Below are 16,325 nucleotides of genomic sequence, written 5' to 3'. Positions count from 1 at the left end.
GCAGGAGGCACGATGCGAACGGTTATCTTCGATCTGGACGGAACTCTGGCCGATACGTCGGGCGATCTGCTGGCTGCGGCGAACCACTGTTTTCGCCAGATGGGGCATGGCGATGTACTGGTGCACGGGCAGGACGCGGCGGTTGCGTTGCGGGGCGGGCGGATGATGTTGACGCATGGGCTCAAGAGGGTCGGGGCCTATGACGAAGATATGGTTCACGCCTATTATCCGACCCTGCTCGAGGCGTATTCGCAGGCCATTGATACCCACACGCAGTTCTATCCCGGCGCGCTGGATGCGGTCGAGGTATTGCGGTCGGCCGGATATGGTGTGGGTATCTGCACCAACAAGCCCGAAGCATTGGCGCATCAGTTGCTGACCCAAATGGGTGTGCGCGATGCGTTCGCCTCTTTGGTCGGGGCCGACACGTTGTCGGTGCGCAAGCCGGATCCGGAACCGCTGCGCGAGGCTGCGCGTCGAGCGGGCGGACATCCGGATTTGTGCGTGCTGATCGGAGACTCCGATACTGACCGTAACACCGCCCGCGCGGCTGGTGTGCCCTCGGTTCTTGTCACATTCGGCCCGTCCGGCGATGACATGGCCGCGCTGGAACCTGAGGCCTTGCTGCATCACTTCGACGATCTGCATTCGGTGGTCGAAGGGCTGATCGGTGCGGCGGCGTGATCTCTTGACCCTCAACCCATGCAGCATCAGAAAAAGCCTATGACCGAGACATTCACTGGCAGCTTTACCCAGCAGGAACCCATCCCCGAAGAGGCGATCGAGGCCGCGATGGCCGTCCTGCGCCACGGGCGTCTGCACCGTTACAACGTCGTCCCCGGAGAGCTGGGCGAAACTGCGTTGTTGGAGCTGGAATTCGCGGCGCAGATGGGCGCCAAATATTGTCTGGCGGTGTCCTCCGGCGGCTATGCATTGGCGACGGCGCTGCGGGCGGTTGGCGTAGAGCCGGGCGATCCTGTGCTGACGAATGCCTTCACGCTGGCCCCGGTGCCGGGGGCGATTGCCTCGGTCGGGGCGCGGCCGATCTTTGTGGGTGTGACTGAGAGCCTGACCCTTGATCTGGATGACCTTGAGGCCAAGCTGGATCAGGCGAAGGTCCTGATGCTCAGCCATATGCGCGGGCATTTGTGCGACATGGATCGGTTGATGCAAATGTGCGATGCAGCTGGTGTTATCGTGATCGAGGATTGCGCCCACACGATGGGGGCGGCATGGCGCGGGCAGCTTTCGGGGCGGCAGGGGGCAATCGGGTGCTATTCCTGTCAGACCTATAAGCACGTCAATTCTGGTGAAGGCGGGCTGCTGATCACCGATGACGAAGAACTGGCGGCCAAGGCGACGATGCTTTCGGGGTCCTATATGCTTTATGAGCGCCACCTTGCCGCGCCGGGCCCTGAAGTTTTTGAGCGGATAAAATACACCACTCCGAACGTATCCGGCCGTATGGACAACCTGCGTGCGGCAATTCTGCGCCCGCAATTGCGCGATCTGGACCGGCAGGTTCAGCGTTGGAACGAACGCTACGATGAGATTGCGGCGGGGCTGCGCGGAACGCCGGGCCTGACCATCGTCGAACGCCCCGAAGAGGAAACCTATGTCGGATCGTCGATCCAGTTCCTGTTGCTCGACTGGTCGCCGGAGCGCATTGCCGAGGTGATCCGTCGCTGTGCGGCGCGTGGGGTGGAGCTCAAATGGTTCGGCGGGGCCGAGCCGAGCGGGTTTACCTCTCGCTATGACAGTTGGCGTTATGCGGACAGCGTGCCAATGCCGGCCAGTGATCGCATACTGGCCGGTATCATGGACATGCGAGTGCCTCTGACCTTTTCGCTAGAGGATTGCCGCCTGATCGCGCGTATCATCCGGTCCGAGGTCGGCGCGGTCTATCAATCCTGATCCAATTGAGTGCACCTGCGGTGCACGCTCTTTTTGACAGCCGCCCTTTGGGGCGGCTGTATGCGTTTTGAGTGATCGTGTCGATCAGGGTCGTTGACCAGATGTAATCCGGCTGCTATCAGTTTATTGAACATGTGTTCATTTATGCGAAGGAGGAGATCGCGTATGTTCTCGGCCACAATGCAATTTGATCTGGGCGAAGACGTGAACGCCCTGCGCGAGATGGTGCATCGCTGGGCTCAGGATCGGGTCAAGCCGATCGCGGCCGAGGTCGACAAGTCCAATGCTTTTCCCAATGAATTGTGGAAAGAGATGGGCGATCTGGGGATGCTCGGGATCACCGTGCCCGAGGAATACGGCGGGGCGGGGATGTCGTACCTTGCTCATACCGTTGCGGTGGAGGAAGTCGCACGGGCCTCGGCCTCGGTTTCGCTGTCTTATGGGGCGCATTCAAACCTGTGTGTCAATCAGATCAAGCTGAACGGTACTGATGAGCAGAGGGCGAAGTATCTTCCGCGCCTGATCTCAGGCGACCATGTGGGTGCTTTGGCGATGTCCGAGGCGTCGGCTGGATCCGATGTGGTTTCGATGAAGCTGCGTGCAGAAAAGCGCAACGATCACTACCGGCTCAACGGCAACAAGTACTGGATCACCAACGGGCCGGATGCGGATACTCTGGTCGTCTACGCCAAGACGGACCCGGAGGCGGGGTCAAAAGGGATCACGGCGTTTCTGATCGAGAAAGAGATGAAGGGGTTTTCGACCTCGCCCCATTTTGACAAGCTGGGTATGCGTGGATCGAACACAGCCGAGCTAATTTTCGAAGACGTCGAAGTGCCGTTCGAAAACGTTCTGGGCGAAGAGGGTAAGGGTGTCGCGGTTTTGATGTCCGGTCTGGACTATGAGCGCGTTGTTCTGGCCGGGATCGGGACGGGCATCATGGCGGCGTGTCTGGACGAGATCATGCCCTATCTGGCTGAGCGCAAGCAGTTCGGCAAACCCATCGGCAGCTTTCAACTGATGCAGGGCAAGATCGCCGACATGTACACCGCGATGAATTCCGCGCGGGCTTATGTGTATGAGGTTGCCAAGGCTTGTGACCGGGGGGACGTGACCCGTCAGGACGCGGCGGCATGCTGTCTTTACGCCTCGGAACAGGCGATGGCGCAGGCGCATCAGGCGGTGCAAGCGATGGGTGGGGCCGGGTTCCTGTCGGATTCAGCGGTCAGCCGAATTTTCCGCGATGCCAAGCTGATGGAGATCGGCGCGGGGACCAGCGAAATCCGCCGGATGCTGATCGGGCGTGAGTTGATGAGCGAAATGCTGTGATGAAAAAACGCCCCACATACGAGGGAACTGTGGGGCGTTCTTTCAAAGGATCAGAAGCTATGGACGTAGGATACGCCGACCAGCCAAGGATCAATATCGGCGGTGCCGATGTCGGTACCGTTCAGTTTGACGTCCGACTCGATGTCGAACCAGCGGACGTTCAGACGAACGGCGCCTCTTTCGGTGACCATGTAGTCCAGACCGGCTTGCAGCGCGATACCGACCGAGTTGTCCAGTTCCAGATCACCCAGGGCCGACTTTTCATCGAAGAAGATGGTGTAGTTGATACCGGCGCCGACATAGGGTTTCCAGGCGCTGTTGGTCGGGAAGTGGTAGTTCAGCGACAGGGTGGGCGGCAGGTGCTTGACGGAACCTGCGTCGATGCTGCCTGCCAGCGTGACGTCATGGCTGAACGGGGTGGCGGCCAGCAGTTCGATACCCAGGTTGTCCTGGATGAAGTATTCAGCGGTGAAGATCGGGCGAGTATCCGAGTCGATGGTGGCTTTCGCGCCAGCCAGGGTGCCGTTGTCGGATTTCGGGTCAAGGTAGCCAACACCGATACCCAGGGTCCAGTCACCTTGGTTCTGGGCCATTGCTGGGGCGGCAAGCGCGACAAGCGCGGTGGAGAGTGTCAATGCGGCGAGTGTTTTGGTCATTTTATGGCCTTTGAATTTGTTGATGGGTTGGTTTTGCCGAGCAGGGGCAAGGTAAACTCTGATCTGCATCAAATTCCGGTAGGATCCGAGGCGGGTACCCGGTCTGAAAATGTCATGAAAACAAGGGTTTTCGAGCATGCATCCCATTAGTGTCATACCGGGTATGCGGGAAGCGGGGGGCTGGGACATTCCGGATCGGCTCAACATGGCGCGGCAGTGCCTGACCCATCCCAGTGACAGTATCGCCATCATTGATCTGACAGCAGGGGCGCGGGACATCGTCACGTATGGCCAGCTTGGACGTATGACCGATGGGATCGCGCGGACGTTGCAGAAACAGGTGCAGCCTGGCGATCGCGTCGGCGTGCTGCTCAGTCAGTCGCCGTGGTGTGCGGCGGCCCATCTGGCGATCTGGAAACTCGGCGCGATTTCGGTGCCGCTGTTCAAGCTGTTCAAACATGACGCTCTGGCCTCTCGGGTGGGCGACGCTGGGGCGAAGGTGGTGCTGACGGATGGTGACGGTGCCGCATTGCTCGGCGATTTGGCGCAGCCGATCCGGGTTGATCAGATCGCGCCGTCCGACGAACCGCTGCTTTTTGCCGAAACCGGCCCCGAGGACCCGGCGGTGTTGATCTATACCTCGGGCACCACCGGCAGCCCCAAGGGGGCCTTGCACGGGCATCGGGTTCTGACCGGTCACCTGCCGGGCGTGTCGATCAGCCACAACCACCTGCGTGAGGGCGACTGCCTGTGGACGCCCGCTGATTGGGCCTGGATCGGAGGTTTGTTCGACGTGTTGATGCCCGGTTTGGCGCTAGGCATTCCGGTGGTCGCGGCGCGGCTTGATAAGTTCACCCCCGAAGCCTGCGCCGATGTGATCGCGCGCGGCGGTGTGCGCAACGTGTTCTTCCCGCCTACGGCTCTGCGGATGCTGAAGGCAGCGGATCAGAGCATCCCTGGCCTGCGTTCGGTTGCGTCAGGTGGTGAGCCATTGGGCGCTGAGATGCTGGCCTGGGGGCAAAAGGCGTTCGGTCTGACGATCAACGAATTCTACGGCCAGACCGAATGCAACATGGTCGTGTCCTCCTGCGCCGAGGATTTCCCGGTGCGTCCCGGCTGTATTGGCAAGCCGGTGCCGGGGCATGAGGTCGCGGTGATCGACGAAAGCGGCAACCCGACCAGCGAGGAGGGCGACGTGGCCATCCGGCGCGGCTCGGCCTCGATGCTGCTGGAATACTGGAACCGCCCCGATGCGACCGCTGAAAAGTTCCGTGGCGATTGGCTGATCACCGGCGACCGCGGCGTGTGGGAGGCCGACTATCTGCGCTTCGTCGGCCGCGATGACGACGTGATTACCTCGGCCGGCTACCGCATTGGCCCGGCAGAGATCGAGGATTGCCTGCTGACCCACCCTGCAGTGGCGACGGTCGGCGTGGTCGGTAAACCTGACCCGCTGCGGACCGAGATCGTCAAGGCCTATGTGGTGTTGAAACCGGGGGCGGAGGCGTCAGGCGCGGAGTTGCAGGACTGGGTCAAGGACCGTTTGGCGCAGTATTCCTATCCGCGCGAGGTGGCGTTTCTGGAGGAGCTGCCGATGACGGTGACAGGGAAGGTGATCCGCAAGGAATTGAAGGCGCGGGCGGCAGAGGAAGTGAGGGCTCAAAATTGAACCGACTATTGTTCGCTATTTTAATGGCGATTTTTGCGCTCGCGTCCACAGCCCACGCTGATGATCCTGATCCAAGTGGTTGGGTAGAAAGGTGTGTTGATAACTCTGAGGGTCAGCTGAATTGGTTGAGCGAACGGGAAGAATGTTTGGCGGTGATACTAACCTATTGCGAGTTTGCCCAAGACCAGCGTGTGTGCTTTCTCAATCTCGAAACCAAATACGGAGATCTTGGTAGCAATCTACTTTCTGGGCTTCCCAATACGATAGAAGCCGAGAGTCCGCAGGCGGAATTCTATATCTCCCGACTTGAAACGCTTCGCGAAATTAACACGAGTGTTGAGTGCAAAGATTACTCAAGCAAAGAGTACTGCTCTGCGCATGTGGCAATTCAGAAGTACTTAGCCGCTTCATCGCTAACGGCCTGGTTGGCTGAACTAGAAGGCGAACAACAATGAAACTCACATCCAAAGCCATGCCCGCCTCCGAGGGCTTCAAAGCGAACCGCGCGGCGCATCTCGACGCGCTGGCCCAAATCTCAGCCGCTGCCGAAGCGGCCCGCATGGGGGGCGGTGAGAAATCTCGCGCGCGGCATGAATCGCGGGGCAAGATGCTGCCGCGTCGGCGGGTGGCGAACCTGTTGGACCCGGGGTCTCCGTTTTTGGAAGTCGGAGCGACAGCGGCGCATGGAATGTATGGCGACGCTGCGCCTTGTGCCGGGGTCATCGCAGGCATTGGCCGGGTGCAGGGGCGTGAGGTTATGGTGGTCTGCAACGATGCCACCGTGAAGGGCGGCACATACTATCCGATGACCGTCAAGAAACACCTCCGCGCGCAGGAGATTGCCGAAGAAAACCATCTGCCCTGCGTCTATCTGGTCGACAGCGGCGGTGCGAACCTGCCCAATCAGGATGAGGTCTTCCCCGACCGCGACCACTTTGGCCGCATCTTCTATAATCAGGCGCGGATGAGTGCGAAGGGGATCGCTCAGATCGCCGTGGTGATGGGGTCCTGTACGGCGGGCGGGGCTTATGTGCCTGCAATGTCCGATGTGACCATTATTGTGAAGGAACAGGGCACGATCTTTCTGGCCGGCCCGCCGCTGGTCAAGGCCGCGACCGGAGAGGTTGTCAGTGCCGAGGACTTGGGCGGTGGCGACGTCCACACCCGCCTGTCCGGCGTGGCGGATTACCTGGCTGAAGATGATGCCCACGCGCTGGCCTTAGCCCGCCGCGCCGTCGGGTCGCTGAACCTGCGCAAGCCGCAGACCGTGGATTGGGCCAACCCCGAGGACCCCGCTTACGATCCCGAAGAAATCCTCGGTGTCGTGCCCGCCGATCTGCGCACACCTTATGATATCCGCGAAGTGATCGCGCGGCTGGTCGATGGGTCCCGGTTTGATGAGTTCAAGCCTCGGTTCGGTGAGACTCTGGTGACCGGCTTTGCCCATGTTAAAGGCTGTCCGGTCGGGATCATCGCCAATAACGGGGTGCTGTTTTCCGAGTCTGCGCAAAAGGGTGCGCATTTCGTCGAGCTGTGTTCTCAGCGCCGCATCCCGCTGGTCTTCCTGCAGAACATCACCGGGTTCATGGTGGGCCGCAAATACGAAAACGAGGGCATCGCGCGGCATGGCGCCAAGATGGTAACGGCGGTGGCTACGACGAACGTGCCGAAGGTTACGATGCTGGTCGGCGGTTCTTTCGGGGCTGGCAACTATGGCATGGCCGGTCGCGCCTACCAGCCGCGCTTCCTGTGGACCTGGCCGAACTCGCGCATTTCGGTAATGGGCGGTGAGCAGGCCGCCGGAGTTCTGGCCACCGTCAAGCGCGACGGGATCGAACGGCAGGGCGGTACTTGGTCGGACGAGGAAGAGGCCGAGTTCAAGCGCCCGACGCTTGAGATGTTCGAGGAGCAATCGCACCCGCTTTATGCCTCGGCCCGCCTTTGGGATGACGGCATCATCGACCCACGCAAAAGCCGCGATGTGCTGGCACTGTCGCTGAACGCCGCGCTGAACGCCCCGATTGAGGAGACACGTTTCGGCGTGTTCAGGATGTGATCGCCCAATGGATACGCATTTCACCAAACTGAATGAGGATTGGAACGCCGATCCAAATGCGCCAATGCCTGCCACGGCGCAGGAAGGCGATGACCTTTGGCTGCGTTTTCGCCCAAACGAGTGGTTGAACCCATCACATTTGGCGCAAGGTCACCTGTTTATGAGGTTCGTTGGGTGCCAGAGGTTTCGCTTCACATTGATCAATGATCATGGGTGGTACGGTGGGCAGTGCCGCTTCAGCAAGTTGGCCCCAGCTTGGGGAGAATTTTACGAAGTGGATGGCGATTTTCTGGAAGGTGGAGACACGACACCTTGGAATTCAGTTTCGGCCGGGGCCGATTCCGCCAGTAACTTTCTGTTCTATTTCCGCGATGAAGCTTTCGAGTGCACTGCGTTGTCTTGGAGCCTAAGCACCGAATGTTCGTCTGGTTTGACCTTCAAGGGGACGATTTGCCATGTTTAACAAAATCCTGATTGCCAACAGGGGTGAGATCGCCTGCCGCGTGATGGAAACCGCCCAGAGAATGGGGGTGTCCTGTGTCGCGGTCTATTCGGACGCGGATGCCTCGGCCAAGCATGTGCAGATGGCGGATGAGGCCGTGCATATCGGGGGGGCTGCTCCGGCGGAGAGTTACCTGAAGGGCGATGTGATCATTCAGGCCGCGCTGGAGACGGACGCGCAAGCGATCCATCCGGGGTATGGCTTTCTTTCCGAAAACCCCGAATTCGTGGATGCGGTCGAAGCCGCGGGTCTGACCTTTATCGGCCCCTCGGCGGATGCGATCCGCCAGATGGGTCTCAAGGATGCGGCCAAGGTGGTGATGGAGCAGGCGGGCGTGCCCGTGGTTCCCGGTTATCATGGGGACAATCAAGACCCCGAGCATCTGGCAGGGGCTGCGGATACCATCGGCTATCCGGTGCTAATCAAGGCCGTGGCTGGTGGTGGCGGCAAAGGTATGCGGCTGGTCGAACGGCCCGAGGATTTCGCCTCGGCATTGGACAGCGCACGCGGCGAGGCCCGCACTGCCTTTGGCAATGACGCCGTGTTGGTCGAGAAATTCGTCGCCAAACCCCGCCATATCGAAGTGCAGGTGTTCGGCGACGGCACCCACGCCGTGCATCTGTTTGAACGCGACTGCTCACTGCAACGGCGGCACCAGAAAGTGATCGAAGAGGCTCCGGCCCCCGGCATGACGGCTGAGATGCGCGAAGCGATGGGACAGGCGGGCGTGCGTGCGGCTGAGGCGATTGGGTACAAAGGGGCTGGGACGGTTGAATTCATCGTCGATGCCTCGGAGGGGCTGCGCCCGGATCGGTTCTGGTTCATGGAGATGAACACGCGCCTGCAGGTCGAACATCCGGTCACCGAAGCAATCACCGGTGTGGATCTGGTCGAATGGCAATTGCGTGTCGCCTCGGGTGAGACGTTGCCTAAGCAGCAGGACGACTTGTCGATCAATGGTCACGCGTTCGAAGCCCGGCTTTATGCCGAGGATGTGCCCAAAGGGTTCCTTCCTGCAACCGGCACCCTGACGCATTTGCAATTCCCGACTGCCTGTCGCGCCGACAGTGGCGTGCGAGCCGGGGATACGATCAGCCCGTGGTATGACCCGATGATCGCAAAGGTCATTGTCCACGGCCCAACCCGCGCGGTCGCGTTGGAGCAACTTCATCGTGCCCTGCAGCAGACCGAAGTGGCGGGCACCGTTACCAACCTGGCCTTTCTGGGTGCGCTCACACGGCATCAGGGGTTTGCTATGGGTGACGTGGATACCGGCCTGATCGGTCGGGATTTGGAGACGTTGATACGGGACACCCCGGTCTCTGCCGCGACATGCGTGGCTGCTGCGATGACGGCGCTGGGATTGGCGGAGAGTTCTGGTGAGGCCGGGTTCTCTCTTTGGGCACCGTTGCATCGTGCGGTTCAGTTGATGGCTGACGAGTTGGTCGATCTGGATGTGCAGGTTGAAGGTCCAAACCGGCAGGTCTGGCAGGTCGGTGAGGAGACCCTCATCGCGGAACATAGCGGTCGAGGGTGGTCTGTCGGAGGAGCGCCCATGCCGCGTGTTGCTGTGTCGGGGTCACGGATCACCGTTTTTGAAAACTATGGTCGTGCGTTCGAGATCTTTGACCCGCTGGACCGTGACACCAGCGCTGCCGGTGATACCAATGTGATCGAGGCCCCCATGCCCGGACTGGTGAAGGCCGTGTTTGCCTCGGTCGGGCAGGCGGTGAAAGAGGGGGATCGGCTGGCCATTCTGGAGGCTATGAAGATGGAGCATTCGCTGCTGGCTGCCCGCGATGGAATCGTAGCCGAGGTACTGGCCGAGGATGGCGCACAGGTCGAAGCCGGAGCCGCCTTGGTTCGGTTGGAAGAGGAGTAGCCTGTTCCTGCGCCGCATCGCGTGGCACAGTCGGGTCAACATGTTGGAAACGAAACCGGAAGGAACGCCGTAATGGATGAGCGGGTCGAGATTTTCGAGGTAGGACCACGCGATGGCCTGCAAAACGAACAGCGTGAAATCTCTGTGGCTGAAAAGGTAGCCCTGATCGACTGCCTCAGTCGCGCCGGTTTCAACCGGATCGAAGTGGCCAGTTTCGTCTCGCCCAAATGGGTGCCGCAAATGGCGGGCAGCGCAGAGGTGTTGGCCGGGATCAAGCGGGCGGACGGGGTGCGCTTTGCCGCGCTGACACCGAACATGCGTGGCTACGAGGACGCCCTGGCGGCCAAGGCGGATGAGATCGCGGTGTTTGCCTCGGCGTCCGAGGGGTTTTCGAAGGCCAATATCAACGCCACGATTGAGGAATCCATCGAACGGTTCACTCCGATCCTCGAGGCCGCCCGCCACATTGATCTGCCGGTGCGTGGGTATGTCTCTTGCGTGACTGATTGCCCCTATGACGGGCCAACTCCGCCAGAGAAAGTTGCAGAAGTTGCGGATCGTCTGTTCGCATTGGGTTGCTATGAGGTCTCGCTGGGCGACACGATCGGGCAGGGGACGCCGGATACAATCGCCCATATGCTGCTGGCCGTTCGCGAGCGGGTGCCGGTCACCCGGTTGGCGGGCCATTTCCATGACACCAATGGCCGCGCCATCGACAATATCGACGCCGCGCTGGCGCTGGGCGTCCGGACCTTCGACTCGGCCGTCGGTGGGCTGGGCGGGTGCCCCTATGCGCCGGGTGCCTCTGGCAACGTCGCGACCGAGGCTGTTGTCGCGCATCTGGAGCGGCTTGGATATCAGACCGGGATTGATCAGGCAGTTGTCGAAGAGGCTGCCCAGGTGGCCCGAGCTATGCGAGCGGAGTAAAGGGCGATGTTTGAAACGATCTCGGTCACGCAGGACGCGCGCGGTATGGCGACTCTGACGCTCGACCGTCCGGAAAAGCACAACGCAATGTCGGCGCAGATGATTTCCGAGCTGACGCAAGCGGCGGCGCAGTTGGGGGCGGACGACACGGTTCGGGTCGTGGTTCTGACCGGCGCAGGGAAGAGCTTTTGTGCTGGTGGGGATTTGGGCTGGATGCAAGCGCAGATGGCCGCCGACCCCGAAACCCGGTTCGCCGAGGCACGCAAACTGGCCGAGATGCTGCAGGCGCTGAATACGATGCCCAAACCTCTGATCGGGGCGCTTCAGGGCAATGCTTTTGGTGGTGGTATCGGACTGGCTGCGGTTTGCGATATGGCCGTGGGCGTGGACGGGATAAAGATGGCGCTGACCGAAACCCGGTTGGGCTTGATCCCGGCAACCATCGGCCCCTATGTCATCGCCCGCATGGGCGCGGCCCACGCCCGGCGCGTGTTCATGTCGGCCCGGGTGTTCGATGCTTCGGAAGCCGTGGACCTTGGCCTGTTGGCCAAAGCTGTCCCGGCGGCGGATCTGCAGGATGCGGTCGAGGCCGAAGTCCTGCCCTACCTCTCCTGCGCGCCGGGAGCCGTGGCTTCGGCCAAGAACCTGGTGCAGGCGCTGGGTCCGCGTATTGACGATGCCGTGATTGATCGGACGATCCAATCGCTGGTCGAACGGTGGGAAACCGACGAGGCGCGCGAAGGCATCAGCGCCTTCTTCGATAAACGAAAACCTGCATGGAATACTCAGGTTTAGCGCGTTTTCAGAGTGAAAACAGATTCGCTCAAATGCCAGATTTTCCAATAGTGGAAGCAAGTGGAATATTAAGCCCCTGCGCGTTTGTGTTCGGTTGACCCTCTGACCCGGCGCGGATAGAGAATGTCCAGTCAACACGCCAATTGACGGCGCGTCCCTGGGGGGTATGCGCAGGAAAGGAGCTATTCGTGGAAGACCTGCTGCGGGAGTACCTCCCGATTCTGGTGTTTCTGGCCGTCGCCGTGGGCCTTGGAATCGTACTGATTCTTGCCGCTGTAGTACTGGCCGTCCGCAATCCCGACCCTGAAAAGGTCAGCGCATATGAGTGCGGTTTCAACGCCTTCGACGATGCGCGGATGAAATTCGACGTCCGATTCTATCTGGTATCGATTCTCTTCATCATCTTCGATCTGGAAATCGCCTTCCTGTTCCCGTGGGCCGTGGGCTTCAAGGACATCAGCGATGTGGGCTTCTGGTCCATGATGGTATTCCTGGCTGTGCTGACCATCGGCTTTGCCTATGAATGGAAGAAAGGGGCCCTGGAATGGGAGTGATGACGGGTGCAAACACCGCTGGCGTCGATAAAGAAGTCGCGACCCAGGCCCTGAATGCCGAGCTGCAGGACAAAGGGTTTCTGCTGACCTCGACCGAGGACATCATAAACTGGGCGCGCACCGGCTCGCTGCACTGGATGACATTCGGTCTGGCCTGCTGCGCGGTTGAGATGATGCACACCTCGATGCCGCGTTATGATGCGGAACGGTTTGGCATCGCGCCGCGCGCCTCTCCGCGTCAGTCGGACGTGATGATCGTGGCCGGCACCCTGACCAACAAGATGGCCCCGGCGCTGCGCAAGGTCTATGACCAGATGCCCGAGCCGCGCTATGTGATCTCGATGGGGTCCTGCGCGAATGGCGGTGGCTATTACCACTATTCTTATTCCGTTGTGCGTGGTTGTGACCGGGTTGTTCCGGTCGACATCTACGTGCCCGGTTGCCCTCCGACGGCTGAAGCGTTGTTGTACGGTCTGATGCAGTTGCAACGCAAAATCCGCCGCACCGGCACCATCGTACGCTGAGGAGAGGGCAGATGAGCGAAGCACTCAAGGAACTCGGCGCCCAGCTGGAACTGAAACGGGCGGATTGCGTTCTGTCCTGGGACGTGACCCACGGTGAGCTGAACGTCGATGTTGCCCCGTCGAATATCGTGGAATTTGTTGAATTCCTGCGGTCCGACCAGAACTGCAAGTTCTCGACTCTGGTGGATATCACCGGTGTCGACTACCCCGAACGCGCCAAGCGGTTCGACGTGGTGTACCACTTCCTGTCGATGTACCAGAACCAGCGTATCCGCCTGCGGGTGTCGATCCGCGAGGAAGACATGGTGCCCTCGATCGTGGATGTTCACCCCTCGGCCAACTGGTTCGAGCGTGAGGTGTTCGACATGTTCGGCATCCTGTTCTCAGGTCACCCGGACTTGCGGCGCATCCTGACGGACTATGGTTTCCGCGGCCATCCGCTGCGCAAGGATTTCCCGACCACCGGCTATACCGAGGTTCGGTATGACGAGGCGCAAAAGCGCGTGGTCTACGAACCGGTCAGCCTGGTGCAGGAATACCGTCAGTTCGATTTCATGTCCCCATGGGAAGGCGCGAACTACATTCTGCCGGGGGATGAAAAACAGGAGTAGTCATCATGTTTGAGTTCCTGATCTGGATTGTACTGGTGGTTGCAACGGTCGTACCGATGACCAAGCTGCTGCCGCATTTCGGGATCAACAAGAACTGGGCGTTTGCATGCATCATCTCTCCGGTCGTGATTGTCCTGCTGTGGATGATGGCGATGAAGCTGCAAGAGATGGAGCGACGCTGACATGATGGGTGAACTGATCATTTTGGGCGCATTGGGCGTCTTGCTTGCAGGGGCTGCTGCAAAAGCGGCCGAAGCCGAAAAGGTCCGGGTCCGGGCCGAGGCGAAAAAGAAAAAACGAGGGCGTTGATGGACGGCTCAAGATACGATGACGGCAGCACGGACGCGCTGAGCGGAGAACAGAAAATCCGCAACTTCAACATTAACTTCGGCCCGCAACACCCTGCGGCGCACGGAGTTTTGCGCCTTGTGCTTGAGTTGGACGGCGAAATTGTCGAGCGTTGCGACCCGCATATCGGCTTGCTGCACCGTGGCACCGAAAAGCTGATGGAAAGCCGGACGTATCTGCAGAACCTGCCGTATTTCGACCGTCTGGACTATGTGGCACCGATGAACCAGGAACATGCCTGGTGTCTGGCCATCGAAAAGCTGACCGGTGTGGAAGTGCCGCGCCGGGGCTCGCTGATCCGGGTGTTGTATTCCGAGATCGGCCGCATCCTGAACCACCTGCTGAACGTGACCACTCAGGCGATGGACGTGGGGGCTCTGACCCCGCCGCTCTGGGGCTTTGAAGAACGCGAAAAGCTGATGGTGTTCTATGAGCGTGCCTGTGGTGCGCGTCTGCACGCGGCCTATTTCCGTCCCGGTGGTGTGCATCAGGACCTGCCGCCGGAATTGCTGGACGATATCGAGGCATGGAGCCACGAGTTTCCCGCCGTTCTCGACGATATCGACGGCCTGCTGACCGAAAACCGCATCTTCAAACAGCGTAACGCCGACATTGGCGTTGTGACCGAGGATGACATCCAGAAATACGGCTTCTCGGGCGTGATGGTGCGTGGATCGGGTCTGGCATGGGACCTGCGCCGCGCGCAGCCCTATGAATGCTACGACGAGTTCGAATTCCAAATCCCCGTCGGCAAAAACGGCGACTGCTATGATCGTTACCTCGTCCGCATGGAAGAGATGCGCCAGTCGCTGCTGATCATCCGACAGGCCATCGCCAAGCTGCGCGACTGCCCGGGTGACGTTCTGGCGCGTGGCAAGATCACCCCACCGAAACGCTCGGATATGAAGACTTCGATGGAAAGCCTAATCCATCACTTCAAGCTGTATACCGAAGGCTTCCACGTGCCCGCAGGCGAGGTCTACGCCGCCGTCGAGGCCCCCAAGGGCGAGTTCGGCGTCTATCTGGTCGCCGACGGCACCAACAAACCCTACCGCGCCAAGCTACGCGCGCCGGGCTTCCTGCACCTGCAAGCCATGGATCACGTCGCCGGAGGGCACCAACTGGCCGACGTCGCCGCCATCATCGGCACCATGGACGTCGTATTTGGAGAGATTGACCGCTAATGCTCCGCCGTCTTCATCCCGAACAACCCGAAAGCTTTGCCTTTACTGCTGCCAACCAACAGTGGGCCGAAGCGCAGATCACCAAATACCCTGAAGGTCGTCAGGCCAGTGCGGTCATCCCGCTGCTGTGGCGTGCACAGGAACAAGAGGGCTGGCTGAGCCGCCCGGCGATTGAATCCGTCGCTGATATGCTGGGCATGGCCTATATCCGCGTGCTTGAGGTAGCGTCTTTCTACTTCATGTTCCAGCTGCAGCCGGTTGGCTCAGTTGCGCATATTCAGGTTTGCGGCACGACCTCCTGCATGATCTGCGGGGCAGAAGACCTGATCGCGGTCTGCAAGGAAAAGATCGCGGCCAAGCCGCATGAGCTGTCCGCCGATGGCAAGCTAAGCTGGGAAGAGGTGGAATGCCTCGGTTCCTGCACCAATGCGCCGATGGCGCAGATCGGCAAGGATTATTACGAGGATCTGACGGCCGAGAGCTTTGGCAAGATCGTCGACGATCTTGTGGCAGGCAAAGTGCCGACTCCGGGCCCGCAGAACGGGCGCTATGCGGCGGAACCGCTGAAGGGCCTGAGCAGTCTGGCCGAGTACGAGGCCGGGAAACCTCGGTACAACGCAAGCGTCGAATTGGCGACGGATCTGCGTGACACGGTCAAGCGCATCGACGGAACCGAAGTTCCGATCCTGACCCCTTGGCTGGGCAAGGATGGCAAGCAGGCTGGTGCGTCGGCGTCGGCGAAACCTCCGAAAGCGCCTGAAACGCCGAAGTCGGCTGTAAAGCAGGCAGAAGAGGCGAAAGCCAAGCCCGAACCGGAGGAAGTCAAGGAAGACCAGCCCGAAACGCTGACCGCGGCGCGGGACGGTAAGGCGGATGACCTCAAACTGCTGAAAGGTGTGGGGCCAAAGCTGGAAGAAACGCTGAACGAGCTGGGTTTCTACCACTACGACCAGATTGCAGCCTGGACGCCGGAACAGGTGGCTTGGGTGGATGCACGCCTGAAATTCAAGGGCCGGATCGAACGCGATGGCTGGATCGACCAGGCGGCCAAACTTGCGGCGGGTGAGGAAACCGAATTCGCCAAACGTGCCAAGGAAGACGGCACTTACGAAGACTAAACGACGGTGCCCATCCGGGGCATCAGGGTAAGATGGACAAGGACAAGGAACAGGCCATAGCCCGAAAGGGCCGACATATCGGCATTGTCATCGCGGTGACGATGGTGATCTGGCTTGCCATGAACATGTTCATAGGCCCCGCATTGGGACTGACGGCGCGCCACGCGTTGTTTTTCGATCTCGCCGCTCTGGCAGGGTTTATCTATGCGGGCGTCAACATTTTTCAACTCTGGCGCATGCGTCAGGACAGCTGAAG

The 16,325-nt window shown here is 60.2% G+C and carries 19 protein-coding genes; 18 read left to right on the top strand and 1 reads right to left on the bottom strand.

Annotated elements, in window-relative coordinates; all coding sequences use genetic code 11:
• Positions 1-12 precede the first annotated feature (12 nt).
• The 3 genes from GOX63_RS09280 to GOX63_RS09270 all read left to right on the top strand — a co-directional run bounded on the left by GOX63_RS09280 (position 13) and on the right by GOX63_RS09270 (position 3,243).
• The gene (locus GOX63_RS09280) at positions 13-684 is read left to right on the top strand and encodes an HAD-IA family hydrolase (RefSeq protein WP_170325689.1); all 672 of its coding nucleotides are present in this window, start codon (positions 13-15) and stop codon (positions 682-684) included.
• A gap of 39 nt (positions 685-723) precedes the next feature.
• The gene (locus GOX63_RS09275) at positions 724-1,914 is read left to right on the top strand and encodes a DegT/DnrJ/EryC1/StrS family aminotransferase (RefSeq protein WP_170325688.1); all 1,191 of its coding nucleotides are present in this window, start codon (positions 724-726) and stop codon (positions 1,912-1,914) included.
• A 165-nt stretch (positions 1,915-2,079) separates the two neighbouring features.
• Entirely contained in the window at positions 2,080-3,243 is a 1,164-nt protein-coding gene (locus GOX63_RS09270; RefSeq protein WP_170325687.1) for an isovaleryl-CoA dehydrogenase, read from the top strand.
• 50 nt (positions 3,244-3,293) lie between these two features.
• Here the strand turns inward: GOX63_RS09270 and GOX63_RS09265 are convergent, their stop codons facing one another.
• Positions 3,294-3,899 (bottom strand): OmpW/AlkL family protein, encoded by a 606-nt coding sequence (locus GOX63_RS09265; protein ID WP_170325686.1) that lies wholly within the window; start codon positions 3,897-3,899, stop codon positions 3,294-3,296.
• Between the two features lie 136 nt (positions 3,900-4,035).
• On the opposite strand from GOX63_RS09265, the gene GOX63_RS09260 reads away from it, so the two are divergent.
• The 15 genes from GOX63_RS09260 (at position 4,036) to GOX63_RS09195 (ending at position 16,323) form a co-directional block, all read left to right on the top strand.
• Entirely contained in the window at positions 4,036-5,568 is a 1,533-nt protein-coding gene (locus tag GOX63_RS09260; protein ID WP_170325685.1) for an AMP-binding protein, read from the top strand.
• Positions 5,565-6,023, top strand: coding sequence for a hypothetical protein (locus GOX63_RS09255; RefSeq protein WP_170325684.1), 459 nt, complete (start codon positions 5,565-5,567; stop codon positions 6,021-6,023). Before GOX63_RS09260 ends, GOX63_RS09255 begins: the two co-directional genes overlap by 4 nt.
• Entirely contained in the window at positions 6,020-7,624 is a 1,605-nt protein-coding gene (locus GOX63_RS09250) for a carboxyl transferase domain-containing protein (protein WP_170325683.1), read from the top strand. The genes GOX63_RS09255 and GOX63_RS09250 overlap by 4 nt, the downstream gene beginning before the upstream one ends.
• Positions 7,625-7,631: 7 nt before the next feature.
• The gene (locus tag GOX63_RS09245; protein ID WP_170325682.1) at positions 7,632-8,087 is read left to right on the top strand and encodes a hypothetical protein; all 456 of its coding nucleotides are present in this window, start codon (positions 7,632-7,634) and stop codon (positions 8,085-8,087) included.
• The gene (locus tag GOX63_RS09240) at positions 8,080-10,008 is read left to right on the top strand and encodes an acetyl/propionyl/methylcrotonyl-CoA carboxylase subunit alpha (RefSeq protein WP_170325681.1); all 1,929 of its coding nucleotides are present in this window, start codon (positions 8,080-8,082) and stop codon (positions 10,006-10,008) included. Before GOX63_RS09245 ends, GOX63_RS09240 begins: the two co-directional genes overlap by 8 nt.
• 72 nt (positions 10,009-10,080) lie before the next feature.
• Positions 10,081-10,935 (top strand): hydroxymethylglutaryl-CoA lyase, encoded by an 855-nt coding sequence (locus GOX63_RS09235; RefSeq protein ID WP_170325680.1) that lies wholly within the window; start codon positions 10,081-10,083, stop codon positions 10,933-10,935.
• Positions 10,936-10,941: 6 nt separating this feature from the next.
• Positions 10,942-11,730, top strand: a complete 789-nt coding sequence (locus GOX63_RS09230; RefSeq protein WP_170325679.1) for a crotonase/enoyl-CoA hydratase family protein — start codon at positions 10,942-10,944, stop codon at positions 11,728-11,730.
• Between the two features lie 188 nt (positions 11,731-11,918).
• Positions 11,919-12,284 carry an NADH-quinone oxidoreductase subunit A gene (locus tag GOX63_RS09225; RefSeq protein ID WP_170325678.1) on the top strand — a complete coding sequence of 122 codons (366 nt, stop codon included), beginning with the start codon at positions 11,919-11,921 and terminating at the stop codon, positions 12,282-12,284.
• Positions 12,275-12,808, top strand: a complete 534-nt coding sequence (locus GOX63_RS09220; RefSeq protein ID WP_010442777.1) for a NuoB/complex I 20 kDa subunit family protein — start codon at positions 12,275-12,277, stop codon at positions 12,806-12,808. Before GOX63_RS09225 ends, GOX63_RS09220 begins: the two co-directional genes overlap by 10 nt.
• Positions 12,809-12,819: 11 nt before the next feature.
• Positions 12,820-13,419, top strand: a complete 600-nt coding sequence (locus GOX63_RS09215; protein ID WP_170325677.1) for an NADH-quinone oxidoreductase subunit C — start codon at positions 12,820-12,822, stop codon at positions 13,417-13,419.
• Positions 13,420-13,424: 5 nt separating this feature from the next.
• Entirely contained in the window at positions 13,425-13,601 is a 177-nt protein-coding gene (locus tag GOX63_RS09210; protein WP_170325676.1) for a hypothetical protein, read from the top strand.
• A 1-nt stretch (position 13,602) separates the two neighbouring features.
• Entirely contained in the window at positions 13,603-13,728 is a 126-nt protein-coding gene (locus GOX63_RS23970; RefSeq protein ID WP_264187107.1) for a hypothetical protein, read from the top strand.
• Positions 13,728-14,951, top strand: coding sequence for an NADH-quinone oxidoreductase subunit D (locus GOX63_RS09205; RefSeq protein WP_170325675.1), 1,224 nt, complete (start codon positions 13,728-13,730; stop codon positions 14,949-14,951). The genes GOX63_RS23970 and GOX63_RS09205 overlap by 1 nt, the downstream gene beginning before the upstream one ends.
• Positions 14,951-16,069, top strand: a complete 1,119-nt coding sequence (gene nuoE / locus GOX63_RS09200) for an NADH-quinone oxidoreductase subunit NuoE (protein ID WP_170325674.1) — start codon at positions 14,951-14,953, stop codon at positions 16,067-16,069. Before GOX63_RS09205 ends, nuoE begins: the two co-directional genes overlap by 1 nt.
• A gap of 32 nt (positions 16,070-16,101) precedes the next feature.
• Positions 16,102-16,323, top strand: a complete 222-nt coding sequence (locus tag GOX63_RS09195) for a DUF5337 domain-containing protein (RefSeq protein ID WP_170325673.1) — start codon at positions 16,102-16,104, stop codon at positions 16,321-16,323.
• Positions 16,324-16,325 lie beyond the last annotated feature (2 nt).

This window comes from Ruegeria arenilitoris, from assembly GCF_013031355.1.
GTDB classification, from domain to species: Bacteria; Pseudomonadota; Alphaproteobacteria; order Rhodobacterales; family Rhodobacteraceae; genus Ruegeria; species Ruegeria arenilitoris_C.
Note: the sequence above shows the minus strand (reverse complement) of the source record. Positions and strands in the feature narration are given on the sequence as shown.

What these genes read in the sequence shown, in the direction of transcription:
- nuoE (WP_170325674.1), top strand. Translation starts at nt 14,951, where the DNA reads ATGCTCCGCCGTCTTCATCCCGAACAACCCGAAAGCTTTGCCTTTACT.
- GOX63_RS09250 (WP_170325683.1), top strand. Translation starts at nt 6,020, where the DNA reads ATGAAACTCACATCCAAAGCCATGCCCGCCTCCGAGGGCTTCAAAGCG.
- GOX63_RS09275 (WP_170325688.1), top strand. Translation starts at nt 724, where the DNA reads ATGACCGAGACATTCACTGGCAGCTTTACCCAGCAGGAACCCATCCCC.
- GOX63_RS09260 (WP_170325685.1), top strand. Translation starts at nt 4,036, where the DNA reads ATGCATCCCATTAGTGTCATACCGGGTATGCGGGAAGCGGGGGGCTGG.
- GOX63_RS09265 (WP_170325686.1), bottom strand. Translation starts at nt 3,899, where the DNA reads ATGACCAAAACACTCGCCGCATTGACACTCTCCACCGCGCTTGTCGCG.
- GOX63_RS09220 (WP_010442777.1), top strand. Translation starts at nt 12,275, where the DNA reads ATGGGAGTGATGACGGGTGCAAACACCGCTGGCGTCGATAAAGAAGTC.
- GOX63_RS09235 (WP_170325680.1), top strand. Translation starts at nt 10,081, where the DNA reads ATGGATGAGCGGGTCGAGATTTTCGAGGTAGGACCACGCGATGGCCTG.
- GOX63_RS09270 (WP_170325687.1), top strand. Translation starts at nt 2,080, where the DNA reads ATGTTCTCGGCCACAATGCAATTTGATCTGGGCGAAGACGTGAACGCC.
- GOX63_RS09195 (WP_170325673.1), top strand. Translation starts at nt 16,102, where the DNA reads ATGGACAAGGACAAGGAACAGGCCATAGCCCGAAAGGGCCGACATATC.
- GOX63_RS23970 (WP_264187107.1), top strand. Translation starts at nt 13,603, where the DNA reads ATGATGGGTGAACTGATCATTTTGGGCGCATTGGGCGTCTTGCTTGCA.
- GOX63_RS09205 (WP_170325675.1), top strand. Translation starts at nt 13,728, where the DNA reads ATGGACGGCTCAAGATACGATGACGGCAGCACGGACGCGCTGAGCGGA.
- GOX63_RS09210 (WP_170325676.1), top strand. Translation starts at nt 13,425, where the DNA reads ATGTTTGAGTTCCTGATCTGGATTGTACTGGTGGTTGCAACGGTCGTA.
- GOX63_RS09215 (WP_170325677.1), top strand. Translation starts at nt 12,820, where the DNA reads ATGAGCGAAGCACTCAAGGAACTCGGCGCCCAGCTGGAACTGAAACGG.
- GOX63_RS09230 (WP_170325679.1), top strand. Translation starts at nt 10,942, where the DNA reads ATGTTTGAAACGATCTCGGTCACGCAGGACGCGCGCGGTATGGCGACT.
- GOX63_RS09245 (WP_170325682.1), top strand. Translation starts at nt 7,632, where the DNA reads ATGGATACGCATTTCACCAAACTGAATGAGGATTGGAACGCCGATCCA.
- GOX63_RS09240 (WP_170325681.1), top strand. Translation starts at nt 8,080, where the DNA reads ATGTTTAACAAAATCCTGATTGCCAACAGGGGTGAGATCGCCTGCCGC.
- GOX63_RS09280 (WP_170325689.1), top strand. Translation starts at nt 13, where the DNA reads ATGCGAACGGTTATCTTCGATCTGGACGGAACTCTGGCCGATACGTCG.